11 protein-coding genes are annotated in these 19,392 nt (G+C 28.4%); 9 read left to right on the top strand and 2 right to left on the bottom strand.

Annotated features, from left to right (window positions below):
* Positions 1–557 precede the first annotated feature (557 nt).
* On the top strand, positions 558–4,397 hold the full coding sequence (locus VJI77_RS05110; RefSeq protein ID WP_323988544.1) for a Cna B-type domain-containing protein: 3,840 nt from the start codon (positions 558–560) through the stop codon (positions 4,395–4,397).
* Between the two features lie 761 nt (positions 4,398–5,158).
* On the opposite strand, the gene purD is transcribed toward VJI77_RS05110, so the two are convergent.
* Positions 5,159–6,385: a phosphoribosylamine--glycine ligase gene (gene purD, locus VJI77_RS05105; RefSeq protein WP_323988543.1), complete on the bottom strand. Its 1,227-nt coding sequence runs from the start codon at positions 6,383–6,385 to the stop codon at positions 5,159–5,161.
* 282 nt (positions 6,386–6,667) lie between these two features.
* Here purD and VJI77_RS05100 point away from each other — a divergent pair, with 282 nt between their 5' ends.
* The 6 genes from VJI77_RS05100 to VJI77_RS05075 all read left to right on the top strand — a co-directional run bounded on the left by VJI77_RS05100 (position 6,668) and on the right by VJI77_RS05075 (position 15,858).
* Positions 6,668–10,066: an ABC transporter ATP-binding protein/permease gene (locus VJI77_RS05100; RefSeq protein WP_323988542.1), complete on the top strand. Its 3,399-nt coding sequence runs from the start codon at positions 6,668–6,670 to the stop codon at positions 10,064–10,066.
* Between the two features lie 169 nt (positions 10,067–10,235).
* The gene (locus VJI77_RS05095; RefSeq protein ID WP_313961350.1) at positions 10,236–10,757 is read left to right on the top strand and encodes a methyltransferase family protein; all 522 of its coding nucleotides are present in this window, start codon (positions 10,236–10,238) and stop codon (positions 10,755–10,757) included.
* 81 nt (positions 10,758–10,838) lie between these two features.
* Positions 10,839–11,384, top strand: a complete 546-nt coding sequence (locus tag VJI77_RS05090) for a DUF1697 domain-containing protein (protein WP_323988541.1) — start codon at positions 10,839–10,841, stop codon at positions 11,382–11,384.
* 496 nt (positions 11,385–11,880) lie between these two features.
* Positions 11,881–12,828: an NAD-dependent epimerase/dehydratase family protein gene (locus tag VJI77_RS05085; protein ID WP_313961348.1), complete on the top strand. Its 948-nt coding sequence runs from the start codon at positions 11,881–11,883 to the stop codon at positions 12,826–12,828.
* Between the two features lie 21 nt (positions 12,829–12,849).
* On the top strand, positions 12,850–14,034 hold the full coding sequence (locus VJI77_RS05080; RefSeq protein ID WP_323988540.1) for a glycine C-acetyltransferase: 1,185 nt from the start codon (positions 12,850–12,852) through the stop codon (positions 14,032–14,034).
* A 282-nt stretch (positions 14,035–14,316) separates the two neighbouring features.
* Entirely contained in the window at positions 14,317–15,858 is a 1,542-nt protein-coding gene (locus VJI77_RS05075) for a S1C family serine protease (protein WP_323988539.1), read from the top strand.
* A gap of 119 nt (positions 15,859–15,977) precedes the next feature.
* Here VJI77_RS05075 and VJI77_RS05070 read toward each other — a convergent pair whose 3' ends face one another.
* Positions 15,978–16,370 (bottom strand): hypothetical protein, encoded by a 393-nt coding sequence (locus tag VJI77_RS05070; RefSeq protein ID WP_313961346.1) that lies wholly within the window; start codon positions 16,368–16,370, stop codon positions 15,978–15,980.
* Positions 16,371–16,818: 448 nt separating this feature from the next.
* Between VJI77_RS05070 and VJI77_RS05065 the strand changes: the two genes are divergently transcribed.
* On the top strand, positions 16,819–18,558 hold the full coding sequence (locus tag VJI77_RS05065; RefSeq protein ID WP_323988538.1) for a DEAD/DEAH box helicase: 1,740 nt from the start codon (positions 16,819–16,821) through the stop codon (positions 18,556–18,558).
* 13 nt (positions 18,559–18,571) lie between these two features.
* Positions 18,572–19,276 (top strand): TrmH family RNA methyltransferase, encoded by a 705-nt coding sequence (locus VJI77_RS05060; RefSeq protein ID WP_323988537.1) that lies wholly within the window; start codon positions 18,572–18,574, stop codon positions 19,274–19,276.
* Positions 19,277–19,392: the final 116 nt, after the last annotated feature.

The following is a 19,392-nucleotide window of genomic DNA, read 5'->3' as shown; positions in this document are numbered from 1 at the left end:
GAACCTTGTTGCTTCGCAATAACAACCCCACCCTTCCACGATGCTTTGCATCGGGTGGGTACCCGGGAACCTTGTTGCTTCGCAATAACAACCCCACCCTTCCACGATGCTTTGCATCGGGTGGGTACCCGGGAACCTTGTTGTTTCACAATAAAAAACATACTCGTATAAAAACGAGTATTTTTTTTATAAAAAATTTTTGGAGAAACATTTCTTTCAAAAATTTAATAATATTTTTTAAAAAGATAAACTAATAAAAAAATCTGATATTTACTGAAGTCTATATGCTTCATCATAACGCTTGAGTATTGAATTGCAATATACTTTATTGTCGTTAAGCTGTATTAATTTAAATATATATTTAATTTATTTGACCTATAGATATAAAAATGTTATCATTATTATGATAGTTGAGTAAATTTTATTAAGTAATGAAATTTATTCAAATTGAGTTATTAGATTTAGGCTCTAGTAACTATGTATTTTTAAAAATAATCGCCATTATATTTTTAAAAATAGGTATAATATCAAACACATTCTATGAGGAGGAGCAAGCAATGAAAAAAAGATTTTATTGTATGATGTTGAGTGTACTTATGGTATTAGGTACTCTATTACCTGCTTTCAGAGTTTCAGCTGAATCGGGTAGAAATATTTCACCAAATGTAAATATTACAAAATTTACAATTACAAATGGGCAAGGACAAGAATTAAAAAAATTCTACAGCTGGAGTAGATTTAGAGTTAATTTGGAATGGAATGCTCAAAAGTATGGAAATACTTTGAAAAAAGGTGATTACTTTGAAGTTAAACTGCCAGATAAATTTAAGTTTATAGGAGATTCTGCAGCAGTTAATTTTCCAATCTATGGACTAGATGGAAAAACAGTTTATGGACAAGGACATATTGATGTTAAAAAAGATGGGGGAGGAACTTTAAGAGTAACTCTAAATGAAAAAGTTGAAAATCTTTACAATGTAAAAGGTAAAGTTTCAATGGAATCTTTATTTAATTATAGCAAAATAAAGGCTGGGGAAAAAAATAGATTAGAAATAGAGATTAATGGTAAAAAAATTCCTAAAGACATTGATATAGAAAAGCCAGGAGAAATAGACGAAATTTTAACTAAATGGCCAAGCAGAATAAATGAAAATGCTAATGAAGTAAGATGGAATGTTCGTTTTAATGTAAATGGTAAAAGTTTTAATAATGTTGCTTTTGAAGATCAATTAACAGTTGAAAAAGGTGATTTTAGTGGACTTCGCTACATAAGAGACAGTTTCGTTCTTCAAAAGGTTAAATTTGACAAATATGGAAACATAAGAAAAGTTATATCAGAGGAAAAAATCGGTAATAAAGTTCAATTCTCTGAAAATGATACAAAATTCAGATTTGTACTTGGAAATGTTAATAATGGCGACCAATATATGTTAAGATATAAATCAACTTACAAGCCTAATATTGTGATAAAAAATAGATTAAAAATGATATCACAAGGAAAAACTAAAGAAGTATCAAGTAGATATAAAAGTGCACTTTCAAACGGAAGCATTGAAGGTGATTTGCTAGGAAAGATAAAGATTATTAAAGTTGATGCTGAAAATAAACAAATGCCTTTAAAAGGTGCTAAGTTTAAAATTACAAATAAGGCAACAAAACAAACCTTTGAATTAGTAACTGACGAAAAAGGGGAAGCTGTTTCTGATAAATTAGTTAAAGGAACTTATGAAATTACAGAAATTGAAGCTCCTGCAGGTTGGATAAAGAATGACGAAATTATTAATGTTGAAGTAAAAGATGATGTAGCTGTAATAAGAACTATAACTAATAAGAGAGCAAAAACTGAAGTAAAAGTTAATAAGACTTGGGTTGGTAAAAAAGCTTCAAGTGTTAAAGTTAATTTATTAGCTGATGGCAAAAAAATCGATCAAGTTACTTTGAGCGAAGAAAATAATTGGCAACATACTTTTAAAAACTTAAATAAATTTAAAGATGACGGAAAAACTGAAATCAAATATACTGTTGAAGAAGAAAAAATCAATGGTTATGATACAGAAATAAAACAAAATGGAACTAATGATTTTACTATCATAAATAAAAGTAATGAAAAAGTTAAAATTCCTGTAGAAAAGAGATGGGAAGACAATAATAACCAAGATGGTAAAAGAGTTAAAGAAGTAGTTGTAAGATTACTACAAGATGGTATTCCTACAGATAAGACTATAAAATTAAATGAAGAAAATGGTTGGAAAGGTGAATTTACAAACCTTGACAAATATGATGCAAAAGGAAATGAAATCAAGTACACTGTTAAAGAAGAAACAGTAGTTGATGGATATGAAAATGAAATAATTGCAGGAGAAGTAGGTGGAGTTTTAGGATATATCATCAAAAACAAACATAATGTTGAAAAAACTGAAATCCCTGTAGAAAAGAAATGGATTGGACCAGAAAGCGTTGAAGAAGTAACTGTAAAATTACTTGCTGATGGAGAAGATACTGGTAAAACTTTAACTTTAAAGAAGAGTGAAAATTGGAAAGGTAAATTTACAAACCTTGACAAGTATAAAAACGGAAAAGAAATAGTTTATACAGTTCAAGAAGTAAGTGTTAAAGGTTACGAAAGCAAGATAGAAGGAAATGCAAAAGACGGCTTTGTGATTACTAATAAGAATATAGCAAAGACAGAAGTTCCTGTAGAAAAGAAATGGCTAGGAAAAGCTGTAAATGAAATCGAAGTAAAACTTTTAGCAAATGGGCAAGAAGTTCAATCAGCTAAATTAAGCGAAGCAAATTCTTGGAAACATACATTCAAAGACTTGCCAAAATATGACGATAACGGAAAAGAAATAACTTATACAGTAAAAGAAGTAGCAATTGAAGGTTACGAAAGCAAGATAGAAGGAAATGCAAAAGACGGCTTTGTAATCACTAATAAGAATTTAGCAAAGACAGAAGTTCCTGTAGAAAAGAAATGGCTAGGAAAAGCTGTAAACGAAATTGAAGTTAAATTATTAGCAAATGGACAAGAAGTTCAATCAGCTAAATTAAATGAAGCAAATTCTTGGAAACATACATTCAAAGATTTACCTGTATATGATGACAATGGAAAAGAAATAGTTTATACAGTAAAAGAAGTAGCAATTGAAGGTTACGAAAGCAAGATAGAAGGAAATGCAAAAGACGGCTTTGTTATCACTAATAAGAATTTAGCGAAGACAGAAATTCCTGTAGAAAAGAAATGGTTAGGAAAAGCTGTAAATGAAATCGAAGTAAAACTTTTAGCAAATGGGCAAGAAGTTCAATCAGCTAAATTAAATGAAGCAAATTCTTGGAAACATACATTCAAAGACTTACCTGTATATGATGACAATGGAAAAGAAATAACTTATACAGTAAAAGAAGTAGCAATTGAAGGTTATGAAAGCAAGATAGAAGGAAATGCAAAAGATGGCTTTGTAATCACTAATAAGAATTTGGCAAAGACAGAAGTTCCTGTAGAAAAGAAATGGATAGGAAAAGCTGTAAACGAAATTGAAGTTAAATTATTAGCAAATGGACAAGAAGTTCAATCAGCTAAATTAAATGAAGCAAATTCTTGGAAACATACATTCAAAGACTTACCTGTATATGATGACAATGGAAAAGAAATAGTTTATACAGTAAAAGAAGTAGCAATTGAAGGTTACGAAAGCAAGATAGAAGGAAATGCAAAAGATGGTTTTGTAATTACAAATAAGAATTTAGCAAAGACAGAAGTTCCTGTAGAAAAGAAATGGATAGGAAAAGCTGTAAATGAAATCGAAGTTAAATTGTTAGCAAATGGACAAGAAGTTCAATCAGCTAAATTAAATGAAGCAAATTCTTGGAAACATACATTCAAAGACCTACCTGTATATGATGACAATGGAAAAGAAATAGTTTATACAGTAAAAGAAGTGGAAATTGAAGGATATGAAAGCAAGATAGAAGGAAATGCAAAAGACGGTTTTGTAATTACTAATAGAAATGTAGAAAAAACACAAGTTCCAGTTGAAAAGAAATGGATTGGAAAGGTATTAAAAGAAATTGAAGTACAACTTTTAGCAAATGGAAAAGAAATTCAAAATGTTAAGTTGAACGAAGGAAATTCTTGGAAACATACTTTCAAAGACTTGCCAAAATATGATGAAAACGGAAAAGAAATAACTTATACAGTAAATGAAGTTGCAGTTGAAGGCTATGATACTAAGATAGAAGGAAATGCAAAAGATGGCTTTGTAATTACTAATAAGGAAAAACCAATTAAACCAAGAGTTCCAAAAACATCAATAGGAACACAGTTATTTGGATATATGGCAATGGCTGGAGTGAGTCTTGGACTTTTACAAATTTCTAGAAAGAAAAGAAATAAATAGGTAATAAAAAAGAGGGCATAGGCTCTCTTTTTTTGTTGTTTTACAATACATTTCACGTCATAGCAGTTGGCAAAGAAAAGCTCCTAACACGTCATCTCGAGCGTAGTCAATCTAGCCCTAACTTTGTTTACTTGTAAACAAAAGTAGGTCTGACGGAGTCATTGTAGCATTTGATAAAATGACTCTGGAGATCTCAACTATTGCTGGCAAGCAATAGTATTTCTGAAAGAAATAAAAAATAATTAGATAAAATTATTATGCAAATCTCTCAAAGCCCTATTTAGTATGAGAGTTTCATATTTTATGTATCTACGATACATTTACTTTTGCTAAAGCAAAAGTGTGAGATTTCTCCGCTACACTTCGTTTCGGTCGAAATGACGTATAATAGAAATTACTTTGATTGGTAGCTTAACGTGAATAGTAAATAAACTTCAAATTATCGTTATAAATATAATAGAAAAAAATAAAAAATTCTATAATTTTTATTTAAACATAATATAAAAAACAAACTAATTCACATCATAGCAGTTGGTAAAGAAAAGCTCCTAATACGTCATCTCGACTGAAATGAACGAAGTGAATCTAGCCCTAACTTTGTTTACTTGTAAACAAAAGTAGGTCTGACGAGTCAATTGTATCTTTAGATACAATTGCACTGGAGATCTCATTACTATTATTTGTTTACAAATAATAGTAAGTTCTATAAAGGACTTAAAAAAGCATACTTATTTTTATTAAGTATGCTTTTAATTTATTTATTAAAATCTTCCTACATCTTCTCTGTAGAAGAAAGAATCGCTCTTTAATTTTTCAATATCTCTGTAAGCTAATTCTCTTGCTTTTTCAAAATCTTCTGCCATAGCTGTTACAATTAAATTTCTTCCGCCCTTTGCATAGAGTTGATTGTTTTTTTCTTCAACTCCCATAAAGCAAATATCACTTTCTATCGGAACTAGATTAATTTTGTCTTGACATTTTTCCTTTGACGGATAACCGTTAGATGCAAGAACTACACCAACACAAACTTCATCATTCCATTTGATTTCAGGTTCTTTATCATTCATTACATCCAAAATGTTTTGAACAAAGTCGGACTCTAAACGTGGCAATAGGACTTCAGCTTCAGGATCTCCAAGTCTGGCGTTAAAACTTAAAACTTTTATTCCATCTTTTGTTACAACAATTTCTCCATATAAAAATCCTTCAAATCCATAACCGTCTTCAAACATTGATTTTGCCATCGGTTTTAAGATTTTATCGACAACTTGTTCAATTTCATTATCTGTAATTTTTGCGACAGGGCTACAAGCTCCCATACCACCTGTATGTTCAGCATCGTCGCTATCAGATGTTCTCTTATAATCCTTAACAATTTGAAGCGGATAAACTTCGCTATTTTTTACTAATGCAAAGATTGAGAATTCTTTACCTATGATAAATTCTTCAACTAAAATTTTTGAATTTTCATTTTCATCAAAGATTTCATTAACTATATCTGTTGCTATTTTGTTGCTTCTTGCAATGAAAATTCCCATATTTTTTGGAAGAGAATCAATCTTTATAGTAACAGGAAATTTTTCAATTTCTGAAACAAATTTTAAAGCTTGTTCTCTATCAGTAAATACAACATATTTAGTTGTAGGTATCTTTAATTTTTCCATAAGTTGTTTAGTAAAATATCTACTTGATTCTATTCTTGTTGCAGATTTAGTAGGTCCAAAAAGTCTTAAATCATTTTTATCAAACTCGTCTTTTATTCCAAGAGCTAAAACGTCAGCAGGGCCTACTATAGTTAAGTCGATATTTTCTTTTATTGCAAAGTCTTTAATTTTTTCAATATCATACATATCTATATCTACTTTTGTTGCACCATCCATCTTGCAATTTCCAGGTAAAACATAGATTTTTTCAACTAATTTACTCTTTTGACATGACTTTAACATTGCATGTTCACGTCCACCTTTTCCAATAATTAGTATTTTCATAAAATCACCTCTTTTTTATTAACTTTATAATTATATATAAAAATTTTTTTGATATTAAAATTGAATACATAATAAGTATAATTTAACTTTGTTAAATTATACTTATTATATCACTAGAACAAAGTTTTTTCAATTTTATTTTTTCATATTAATAAGAAATGTTAATTTTTTGTACAAATTTTTAGTTGAAAGTGGTTATTTTTATTGTATTTATTTAATTTTTTAGATAAAAGGGTATATAAAATTTAACTCAAAAATTTATATTAGTAAAGGAGGACTAGAATGTTACAGCTTAAGAATATAAGTAAAAGTTATAAAACAGGAGATTTAATTCAAAAAGCATTAGATAATGTATCTCTTAATTTTAGAGATAACGAATTCGTATCTATTCTTGGTCCGAGTGGTAGTGGAAAATCTACTCTATTAAATATAATAGGTGGATTAGATAAATATGAACAAGGTGAGCTTTTAATTGATGGAATATCAACTAAAAAATATAAAAATGAAGATTGGGATAGTTATAGAAATCATACAATAGGTTTTGTTTTTCAAAGTTATAATTTAATTTCTCATCAGACTATTTTAGCCAATGTGGAATTGGCTTTAACTATTTCTGGGATATCTAAGGCTGAAAGAGAAAAAAGAGCGATAGATGTATTGGATAAGGTTGGACTTAAAAGTCAAATGCATAAAAAGCCTAATCAGTTATCCGGTGGGCAAATGCAAAGAGTTGCAATAGCAAGGGCTCTTGTAAATAATCCAAGCATTGTACTTGCGGATGAACCTACAGGTGCGCTTGATTCGGAAACAAGTGTTCAAGTTATGGAGTTACTTAAAGAGGTAGCCAAGGATAGACTTGTAATAATGGTTACTCATAATCCTAAGTTGGCAAATGAATATTCAACTAGAATTGTTGAATTAAATGACGGACGAATTATTTCTGATACCAACCCTTTTGTTTTAGAGAATGAGAGTGAAGGTGTTCATAAAAATTTTGGGAAGTCCTCAATGTCATATCTAACAAGTATAGCTTTAAGTTTTAATAACTTAAAAACTAAATTCAAAAGAACTCTTATGGTTGCGATTGCAGGTTCAATTGGAATAATTGGTATAGCTTTAATTTTAGGTTTATCCAATGGTGTAAATCAGTTTATCAAGGATACCGAAGAGGAAACAATGATTTCTTATCCAATAGAGATTGATAAAAGTAGTTTTTCTATGGGTAGAATGTTTGAAACATCAAGTGGAGAAAATAATGATGGAGATATAACAGAAGTCAAAACTATTCAAAAGATGCTATCTGCAATTAATAAAAATGATTTATCTTCTTTAAAAGAATATTTTGAAAATGACGGAAAAGCAATTAATGATTATGCTAAGACGATAGAATATAAATATGATATTACTCCTAGGATTTATACTTTAAATAATGAAAAATATGTTCAAGTAAATCCAAATGAAGCAATGAAATCAATGGGTTTGTCATCTAATAATTTTCTTTTTTCAAGAAATTCTATGAGGGCATTTTATAAATTACCTAAGAATCCTGACTTATACAAGGATAAATACACTTTAAAATATGGTTCTTGGCCAAGCAATGAAAATGAAGCGATAGTAATAACTAATTCAAAGGGTTCTCTATCTGATTTTATTTTTTATTCACTGGGGCTTCGTGATAATGACGAGCTTTCAAAAATGGTAAAAAAATTTGCAAATAGAGAAAAAACAGATGTAGAAGAAGACAATACCTCTTGGAAATATGAAGATATTGTAGGTAGAGAATTTAAAGTTTTAAGTAGCTCACAACTTTATTCATATGACTCTAAAAATAAAGTTTATATAGAGAATTCTACTGATAGTCCATTTGTAGAAAATCTTTTAAAAAACAATTCAAAAAAATTAAAAATAGTTGGAATAGCTTCTCCAAATAGTGACGAAAGTTCATTAATTTTGTCAACTGGTATTTGGTATACGGATGACTTAGAAACAAATTTAAGAAAAATATCAAAAGAAAGTGAAATTGTAAAGGCACAAAAAGAAAGTCCAGATGTTAATGTTTTAACAAATACTCCTTTTGGAGAAAAAATTAAACAGAATTTAGACTTTGCAAAGTTATTTTCAATAGATCAGAAAAAACTGTTTGAAGCTTTTAAAATAGATACTTCTAAATTAAATTTTGATGCTAATTCAATGAAAAATATTGATTTTTCAAAATATTTAAATAATAGTTCGAATACGGATTTTTTAAAAAATTTAGATATAAAGCTCGATTCGGATAAATTAGTTGGACTAATAAGTAATATCCTAAAAGGATATTTAGATTATTCATCTAAAGATCCTTCGACTAATTATAGCGAATTGCTAAAATCAATAAGTGATTATATGAAAACTGATGAGGCAAAAAATATTTTAAAAGAATTTTTTTCTAAGATGATTTCTAAAAATTCTGGTTCTTTAATTACAAATGAAAAGATAACCGATATAATGAAATCCATTATGTCAGGATATCCTGAATTTGCAAAAAAGAATAACTATACAGATCCTAATAAATTTAATCAATATTTACTTGAGTATTTTAAAAGTCCAGAAGCGAGAGAAAAAGTTTCAGCTGAAACTAGAAAGCTATTAAATTCTTTGGGAGAAAATTTAAAAATAGATAATAAAGATATATCAGAATTAGCAGAAGCTTTATCAAATGGATATTTGAAATATGCTAAAGAAAATAACAAGCCTGATCCATCTAAATTAAAAGATTCTTTTAATTCTTATATTGCAACTGATGAAGCAAAAAATATGATTTCTTCGGGAGTGAATGACTTAATAAAAGGTAGTTTACAAGGAAATCAAAATTCTTCACAAAGTTTTGTGGAAAATTTGATGAAAAATATATCAACTGCAATAGCCGATAATATTAAAAATGTTCTAACATCTTCTATGAAAAATTTACCACAGGCAATATCCATAGATCCAAGTAAATTCGGAAATGCCTTTTCAATGAATTTAAATGAAGAAGAAATAAAATCATTTATTATGGCTATGGCTAATAGTAATGAAAGTTCGTATGAGAATAATATGAAATTATTTAACTATGCGGAAGATAATGATATTTCTAAAATTAGTATATATCCTAAAGATTTTGAAGCTAAAAAATCAATAATTTCCTTACTTGATAGCTATAATGAGATGAGGAAAAACAATTCCGAAGAGGATAAAATGATAACCTATACAGATTTAGTTGGAGCGATACTTTCTTCCGTAACTACAATTATAAATGTAATAAGTTATGTATTAATTGCTTTCGTATCCATATCGCTCATTGTTTCTTCAATTATGATTGGGGTTATAACTTATATAAGTGTACTTGAAAGAAAAAAAGAGATTGGAATTTTAAGATCCATCGGAGCTTCAAAGAAAAATATATCACAAGTCTTTAATGCGGAAACTGGAATAATCGGATTATTCGCAGGACTACTTGGAGTTGGAATAACATATTTATTACTAATACCGATAAATATTGTAATAAGAAAAGTTACTGAAATGCCGAATATAACGGCTTATTTATCCGTTCCACAGGCTATAACCTTAATCTTAATCAGTATGATTTTAACTTTAATAGGTGGATTTATTCCTTCAAAGAGTGCAGCAAAACAAAATCCAGTTGAAGCTTTGAGAACAGAATAGTAAATTTAGTAAAAACTAAGGAGATAATCCTTAGTTTTCTGTTTGATTTAATTGATAGATTTATTGCAAGAAAGAAATATAAAGTAGAATGAGAAATAGCTGTAAAACTAAAAAATAGGGTATAATATTGTTAAACATTTAGTGAGATTAAGTTATTAGGAGATATATAATGAGTGGTTTTTGGCTTTTGCTAGTATTTCTAATAGTAAGATTTGGATTACTATTAATCATAAAAAGGGAAGCTATTCAGCGAGCTGGATATTTTGCCCCAATACAAAAATCTGAACAAATAGCATACTACATCTATCAGATATCCAATATAGTTTTATTTATATGTATAATAATTTCAACAATAAAAATTGATTATTCTCTAAAATTTTATTTAGGATTAATTTTGTTTATCGTAGGAATAATACTATGTGCAATTTCCCTTGTATGTTTTGCATTCCCGAATGGCGATGGGTTAAATATCAATGGTATTTATAAATTTTCAAGAAATCCTATTTATGTGGCTTATTTTGTTTGCTTCTTAGGATCGTCTTTACTAATACAGTCTTTAATAATGTTTGTAACAGTAATAATCTTCCAAATTTCTGCTCATTGGATTATTGTCTCTGAAGAGAGATGGTGTATAGAAAAATTTGGAAAAAGTTATGAAGATTATATGAAAAAAGTTCGACGTTATTTTTAAATAAATTTGGATTTTACAACTAAAATAGCTTAAAATTTATAAAATATAGTTATTTTAAAAAAGAAAGGAAAACAAAATCATATGAGATATATACTTTTACTACGTGGAATAAATGTAGGAGGAAAGAACAAAGTATCAATGGGTGATTTAAAAAAATCATTGTCAAACGAAGGATTTAAAGATGTTTATTCTTATATCAACAGCGGGAATTTATTTTTTAGTACTGATGAATCTTATGATGATTGTATCTTAAAGATAAAATCTTTATTAGAAAGAGATTATGACTTTCATATACCTTTTACTTTGATTAGTAAAGAAGATTATTTAGAAGAAAAATCAGAATTACCTGACTGGTGGAAAGGAGAATTAGCAAGAAGAGATGTCCTTTTTATAAACAATCAAATTGACAAATCAGCTATTATAGATTTTATAAACAACTCCGAATTCTATAATGAAATAGTTTATATTGGTAAAAATGCAATATTTTGGGGGAAGTATGATGAGTCAGAATATTTAAAGTCAACATATCATAAAAAATTAATGAAACAAGATTTTTATAAAGAAATTACTATAAGAAATGGAAAAACATTTGAAAAGATAGCAGAAATTCTAGAAAATGAAAAATAAATAATGTTTAGAAAAAAACAGCAAAAAATATCTTTGCTGTTTTTTTAATTTTTAAAATATAAATTAGATAAAAAAACAATTGTCAAAAGGCTCTTTTTGATTGTTAAGATTTTTTGTTTTTCAAATTTTATAAAAATTTTTATATTTCATTGTTTTAATATTTTATATAAAAATATTTTTTCTTTTAAAATTGAGTAAAAATTTGATTTTTAGATTTTATTTATTGTATAAAAATAAATTTTTTTGATAAATTATTAAGACAACGATATTTTTAGTGACAAACAAGATTAATATACGATTAGAAGATTTATTGTTTTAAAAAAGATTTTGTGATTTTTGCTTTATTATTATAATACTATTTGAATTATTTATCCGCCTATACTATATAAAAATATTAATTTTTTTAATATAAGGTGTTGTAAACTTATCAAAATTGATGTATAATACATCTGGATGGTAAAAATTTTACTCAGTTATTTTGAAAGGAGATTGAATAATGAAAAGGATTTTAATGACAGGAGCACTTGGACAAATCGGTACAGAATTGGCTCTTTATTTGGGGGACATTTATGGAAGAGAAAATATCTTAGCTACAGATTGCTCAGATGCAAACAAAGCGGCTATCGAAGATATTCGTTTTGAAACATTAGACGTTACTGATCCAAAAAGAATGTTTGAATTAGCTAAAGAATTTAAAGCTGATACTATAGTAAATTTAGCAGCAATACTTTCTGCTAGAGGAGAAAGTATGCCACAATTAACTTGGAAGGTTAATGTTGACGGAGTTGTAAATACTTTAGAAGTTGCAAGAGAATTAAATGCAAAAGTATTTGTACCTTCATCAATAGCAGCATTTGGAGCAGGAACTCCACTTGATAATACACCACAAGTTACTATTCAAAGACCTAATACTATGTATGGAGTAACAAAAGTTTCAGGAGAACTTTTATGCGATTACTATTTTAATAAATTTGGAGTTGATGTAAGAGGAGTTCGTTATCCAGGAATTATTTCTTATAAAACATTACCTGGTGCAGGAACAACTGACTATGCAGTTCATATTTATTATGAAGCAATTAAAAACAAAGCTTACACTTCTTATATAGGTAAAGGAACTCAAATGGATATGCTTTATATGCCAGATGCACTTAAAGCAGTTGTTGATTTAATGGAAGCTGATCCTTCAAAACTTAAAGACAGAAATGCTTTCAATATTACAGCTATGAGTTTAACTCCAGAAATTTTAGAAGAAAGCATTAAAAAACATATGCCTGAATTTAAATTAAGCTACGATGTAGATCCAATCAGACAAGCTATAGCTGAAAGTTGGCCAAATTCATTAGATGACTCTGCAGCAAGAGAACAATGGGGTTGGAAACCAAGCTTTGATTTGGATAAGATGACAGTAGATATGTTAGAAAACTTAAGCAAAAAATTAAAATAGTTATAGATAGGAGAAAAAGATATGAGTATTCATGATTTAAAATTTTTACAAGAAAAAGTTAATAAGTTAAAAGAAGACGGAGTTTACCGTAAATTACCTGTATTAAATGGAAAGAATTCATCAACAATTGTTCTTGATGGAAAAGAAATGGTAAATTTATCTGCAAACAACTATTTAGGACTTGCTAATAATCCAGTTTTAAAGAAAAAAGCTCAAGAAGCTATTGAAAAATATGGTGTAGGTGCTGGTGCAGTAAGAACTATCATCGGAAATATGGATTTACACGAAGAATTGGAAAAGAAATTAGCAACTTTCAAAAAATCTCCAAGAGCATTTATATTCCAATCAGGTTATGATTGTAATATAGGAACTATCCAAGCAATTACAGAAAAAGGCGATTTAATAATCTCTGATGAATTAAACCATGCTTCAATTATCGACGGAATTAGAATGACTAAAGCTGATAAAGCAGTTTTCAAACACAGTGATATGGAAGACCTTGAAAGAGTTTTAAAAGAAGCTCAAGGAAAATATAAAACAATCTTAATTATTACTGATGGTGTTTTCTCAATGGATGGAGACCTTGCAAAATTACCTGAAATCGTAGAATTAGCAGAAAAATATAATGCATTAACTTATGTTGATGACGCTCATGGTTCAGGAGTAATGGGAAGCCACGGAAGAGGAACTGTAGATCATTTCGGATTACATGACAAAGTTGACTTTGTTATCGGAACTCTTTCAAAAGCTATCGGAGTTAAAGGTGGATATGTTGCTTGTAACGAAGTTGCTTACGAATGGTTAAACCATAGAGCAAGACCAGTACTATTTAGTACAACTTTATCTCCTGGAGATACTGCAGCTTGTATCGCATCTGTTGAAACTTTAATCGAATCAGATGAATTACAAAAGAAACTTTGGGATAATGCTAAATACTTTAAAGAACAATTAGGAAAATTAGGATTTAACACTGGTCATTCAGAAACTCCAATTACTCCAGTAATTATCGGAGATGAAGCAAAGACTATGGAATTTTCTAAAAAATTAAGAGAATATGGAGTATTCGGTTCAGCTATAGTATTCCCAACTGTACCAAGAGGAACAGGAAGAATTCGTTGTATGATTTCTGCAGCTCATAGTAAAGAAGAATTAGATAAAGCTGTAAAAGCATTCGAATTAGCTGGAAAAGATATGGGAATTCTTTAAGATTAAGCTTAAAAAATAGAGAAAAATATAAAAATATTAAAGAGGAGAAAATTTCTCCTCTTTTTTAACTTCATTTAAGTTTTTGTCGATATAATGTTATCAGTTGATAGATGAAACAATAGAAAAATACAATTCTACTATTAACTGCAAAATTTGTTTTTTGAATATATTTTTAAAAAATAAAAAATTTTTTAAAAAACTTTTTTCTTTAAGCTTACTTTAAGGTTGACAGTTTAAAATATATTCAAGATAATAAATGATATTAAAAAAGAGGTGATTATTATGGACGATAAAAGAGATAATATCTTCGATGAAAATGAAAATAATATAAAAAATGAAGAACATAAAGAAGAAACTTCAAGACAAAATGAAAATAATTTAAATGAAACACAAAAATTGTTCAATGAAGAAGATATGAATAACACAATCGATGAGGATTATGGAGAATATACTGAAGATCCATATGATTATTATAAACAACAAGAAATTTATGATGAACCATATATGGAAGATTCAAACACACAAGATAAAAAATTTGAATCTTATGTTGATGGTATTGTTCAAAAAGAATTTGAAAAAAGAAAAAAAGCTAATAGATTTAAATCTTTTTCAAAATTCTTATTAGCTATAATTTTAGCTAGTGCAATAAGCATAAGTGGTACTAGTTTCTACTTAAAGAGTAATAGTGGAAAGTCACTTTTAAATAATTCTTCAAATGATAAAGAAGCGACTGCAACAACTATTAATACTTCTGAAAAGCCAAATGTTGAAAAAGCAGTTGCACAAAAATCAATGCAATCAGTTGTAGGTATAACAACTGTTGGAGTTTCTGAAGATATGTTTTCCACTCAAAAACAAACAAAAGGACTTGGTTCAGGGGTTATAGTAAGTAAAGATGGTTACATTTTAACAAATAACCACGTTGTTGACCCTTCAAAGACAAAATCCGTAACAGTAATACTAAGTGATGGAACTAAAAGAGAAGCCAAAGTCTTATGGAGTGACAAAACTTTAGACTTAGCAGTTATCAAGATAGATCCAAGCGGTCTTAATTTAAAACCAGTTGAATTTGGGGACAGTTCTCAAGTTTCAATAGGTGATAAAGCTATAGCAATCGGTAATCCACTTGGTATAAATTTAAAATCAACTTTAACTTCTGGTTATATTTCAGGAAAAGATAGAGTTATTACTTTACAAGATGGATCTACTATGGAAGGTTTATTCCAAACAGATGCAGCAATAAACCCAGGAAATAGTGGTGGTGGATTATTTAATGATAAAGGACAACTTATCGGAATAAATACAGCCAAAGCTGGTAATAGTGACGGAATCGGATTTGCAATTCCTTCGAATTTGGCAAAACCTATTTTGGAACAAATAATTAAAAATGGTAAGTTTGAAAGTGTAACACTAGGTATAAAAGGTATAGATGTTTCACGATATAATGTCTTAGGACAAACAAAATTACCTGTTGACTCAGGTGTATATATTCATGAAGTTCTATCAGGTTCTCCAGCAGAATCTGCAGGGCTAAAACCTAAAGATATTATTACTAAAGTTGGAGATACTAAAGTTACATCTAACTCAAGTTTAAAAGCAGCTTTATTGAACTACAAGATAGGTGATAAAGTTAAACTTGAAGTTTACAGAGATGGAAAAGCAACTACAATAGAAGTTAAATTTGAAAAATTTAATCTAGAAAATAGTAGTAATGACAGTAAGAACAACAATAGTAAAAAATATAACAAGAATTTTAACGGAAATAATTTCGGTAACGATAATGAAGACGGTAGCGATAATTATGACGGAAATGATGATAATTAATTAGCATATTAGTAGAGATTTTTTTATAAATCCTCCGTAAAAATAAATAAATGCAAAAAAAGCTATGAATTATATTCATAGCTTTTTTTGTTACTCTATTTAAGAGTAGTATTTATAAATTATTTGTAAATATTTTCTTTAGACAGTTTAAATTCATAATTATCATCTTCATCAATTATTGTTTCATCATCAACAAATGAAAGTTTGTATTCTAACTTATTTGCTGTTAAATATTTTTTATCACCTTTTTTTACTATTTTAGGATTATCAAATGAAGTGGCATTTTCTTTTTTGATTTTATCTTTAGCCTTATTAACATCATCAGGAGTTGAATTTGGATTTATTTTGCTTGGTTCTCCTGAATATATAAGAACTTTTTCGGTAATTACAATTTCTCCGCCATTTTTACCAACAAATTTTTTTCCATAATAATTTTTAACTTCATTATTCCCCGTACAAGCAGTTAAAAGTAAAATCATAAAACATAATAATACTTTACTTATCTTCTTCATACTTTACCTCCAATTAAATAATATAATATGTAAATAGATAGAATCTAAAATTTTAAATAATCGCCATTCTTGTACCTACTAGGGTAAAAATAAAACATACTGCTCTCCAAAATCTTTTTTACAATATTAAACTAAATTGATTTCTCAATACTATATTATCAAAAAAAAAAAATAAAGTCAATATATATTTGAATAAATGTAAATTTTATAAAAAATTAATGAAGTATATTTATTATTCCCAAGTTATCCACATTTTTTGTGGATAACTGTAGTAAATCGTGGATTTTAGTTGAAAGTTGTACTGTATTTATGATATAATATATCGTTGAGTTATAAAAAAGAATTAAAATATAACTCATAATATGTCGTGATGTTTAATGTATAGTTTGTTTTTGTCTTTTTCTTTCGGAACTAACGTTAAGGTTCACGATAAAAGAAAGGGAAAAATATGATAGAAAATTTTAATGATTTTAATTTGTCGAAGGAAGTTTTAAAAGCCGTTGTTGAAATGGGCTTTGAAGAACCTTCTCCAATTCAAAAACAAGCAATTCCGACTATGTTAAACAACGAGGACATAATCGGTCAAGCACAAACGGGAACAGGAAAGACAGCATCGTTCGGTATTCCTATAGTAGAAAAAGTAAATAAAAACAGTAAGACAACTCAGGCTATGGTACTATGTCCAACAAGAGAATTGTCAATTCAAGTTGCAGAAGAAATTTCAAAACTTGCAAAGTATAAGGGAGTAACAGTTGTTCCAATCTATGGAGGACAACCTATAGAAAGACAAATCCGTTCTCTAAAAATGGGAGTTCAAGTTATTGTCGGAACTCCAGGACGTGTTATAGACCATATTAAGAGAAAAACTTTAAAAACTGAAAATATTAAAACTTTTGTATTGGATGAAGCTGATGAAATGTTTGATATGGGCTTTAGAGAAGATATTGAAAAAATTATAGGCTTTTTACCTTATGAAAGACAAACAACTTTCTTCTCTGCTACAATGGATCATGAAATGATGGACTTTGCTGCAAGATACCAAAGTGAACCAAGACTTATAAAAGTCGTACCAAAGGAATTGACAGTTCCAAAGGTAACTCAATACTATTTTGCACTTAAGCATAATATGAAACTTGAAATTCTATCCCGTATTTTAGATGTTCAAAATCCAAAACTTACAGTAGTTTTTTGTAATACTAAAAAAATGGTTGATGACTTAACTGCAGGACTTCAATCTCGTGGATATTTTGCGGATGGACTTCATGGAGATTTAAAACAAATCCAAAGAGATGGGGTAATGAATAAATTTAGAAATTCTACAATAGATATCTTGGTTGCGACAGATGTTGCTGCTCGTGGAATAGATGTTGACGATGTAGATTTAGTTATAAACTATGATATGCCTCAAGATGTGGAATACTATGTTCACAGAATAGGTAGAACTGCAAGAGCGGGCAGAGAGGGGACTGCAATAAGTTTTGTTTCTCCAAGGGAAATGAATACTTTATCTCAAATTCAAAAATACACAAAAACTAAAATAGAAAAAAGGGATATGCCAACTCTTAAAGACTTGATTAAAAGACATGAAGAAAGATTTATGGAAGACATCAAGGAAGAAATTAATAAAAATGAACATACAAAAGAGTTAAATCTAATAAATATTCTAATGAGTGAAGACTATTCTCCGATTGATATTGCAGCTTGTCTTTTAAAACATTATAATGAAAATAATAAACTTAACAATCACGAAGAACTTATAGACGTGGATATTAAGAAGAATAAGAAAAAGGGAAATGACAAAACTTCTATTTCAAACAAAGGCGGAAAGTCAAATGTTACTGAAAAAAATTCCGGAAGAATTTATATTAACATAGGTTCAAGAAAGGGAGTTTCTCAAAGACATATTGTTTCTGCACTTTGTAATGATGCAAATATAAGTGCTAGAGATATTGGAGATATTGAAATTTTTGAAAAGTTTAGCTTTGTAAATATCCATAAAAATGCACTTAAAGATGCAGTAAATAACTTAAATAATGCTCATATTAAGGGCTTTAAGGTTTTAGTTGAACTTGCGAATAAAAAAGAAGATTCTTCAAAATTTTCTGCAAAACCGAAAGATAAGAAAAATAAGAAGGATAAAAAAGACAAAAAGGGCGAAAAGTCTAAACGTGATAAAAAGAGAAGATAATTTAAGGTAAATTATGGAATTTTGTAAATATAAAAAAGATTTAAATTTTTCATACACAATGGGAGCTTTTCCGACTATTGAGCTTTTGCAGTCAAAGAATTACAAGAATATAGCAGTTTTGGTACATTCAAAATATGACGATAAAGCAGGTCTTGAAAAAATCTGTGATGAAAAAGGAATTAATTTAATTTATAATGATAAAATTGTAAATAAACTTCAAAGCAAGGAAAATACATTTGTAATAGGAGTTTTTGAAAAAAACTTTGCAAAGATAAAAAAAGACAATCACATACTATTATGTGAGCCGAGAGATAAGGGAAATTTAGGTACAATTTTAAGAACTGCATTGGGCTTTGGCTTTAAAAATATTGCAATAATCGACGGTTGTGATGTTTTTGATCCAAAAACAGTAAGAGCTTCAATGGGAGCAATCTTTAAGATGAATATAGAAATATTTAAAAATTTTGAAGAATACAAAAAAACTTTTGAAGAAAATAATATCTACTCTTTTATTTTAAATAAGGATTCAGTGTCTCTAAAAAATGTAGAGATTAAAAAGCCTTTTACATTGATGTTCGGAAATGAATCACACGGACTTGAAAACTTTGACTTAAGTGGAACAACTCCTATATTCATAGAACAGAGCGAAGACATAGATAGCTTTAATTTACCAATTGCAAGTTCAATAGCGATGTATAAATTTACGGAAAAAGAATAAAAAATATAAGTAAAAAGCAGGGAAAATCCCTGCTTTTTTACGTTATTCAAATTAAAACAAAATAAAATATTTTGTTTTATTTCTAATTATTAACACTTTTTAGAATTTATTTACTG

It is taken from the genome of Parvimonas sp. D2 (genome assembly GCF_035282635.1).
Taxonomy (GTDB): Bacteria; Bacillota; Clostridia; order Tissierellales; family Peptoniphilaceae; genus Parvimonas.
This window is presented reverse-complemented; position numbering and strand designations above follow the sequence as displayed.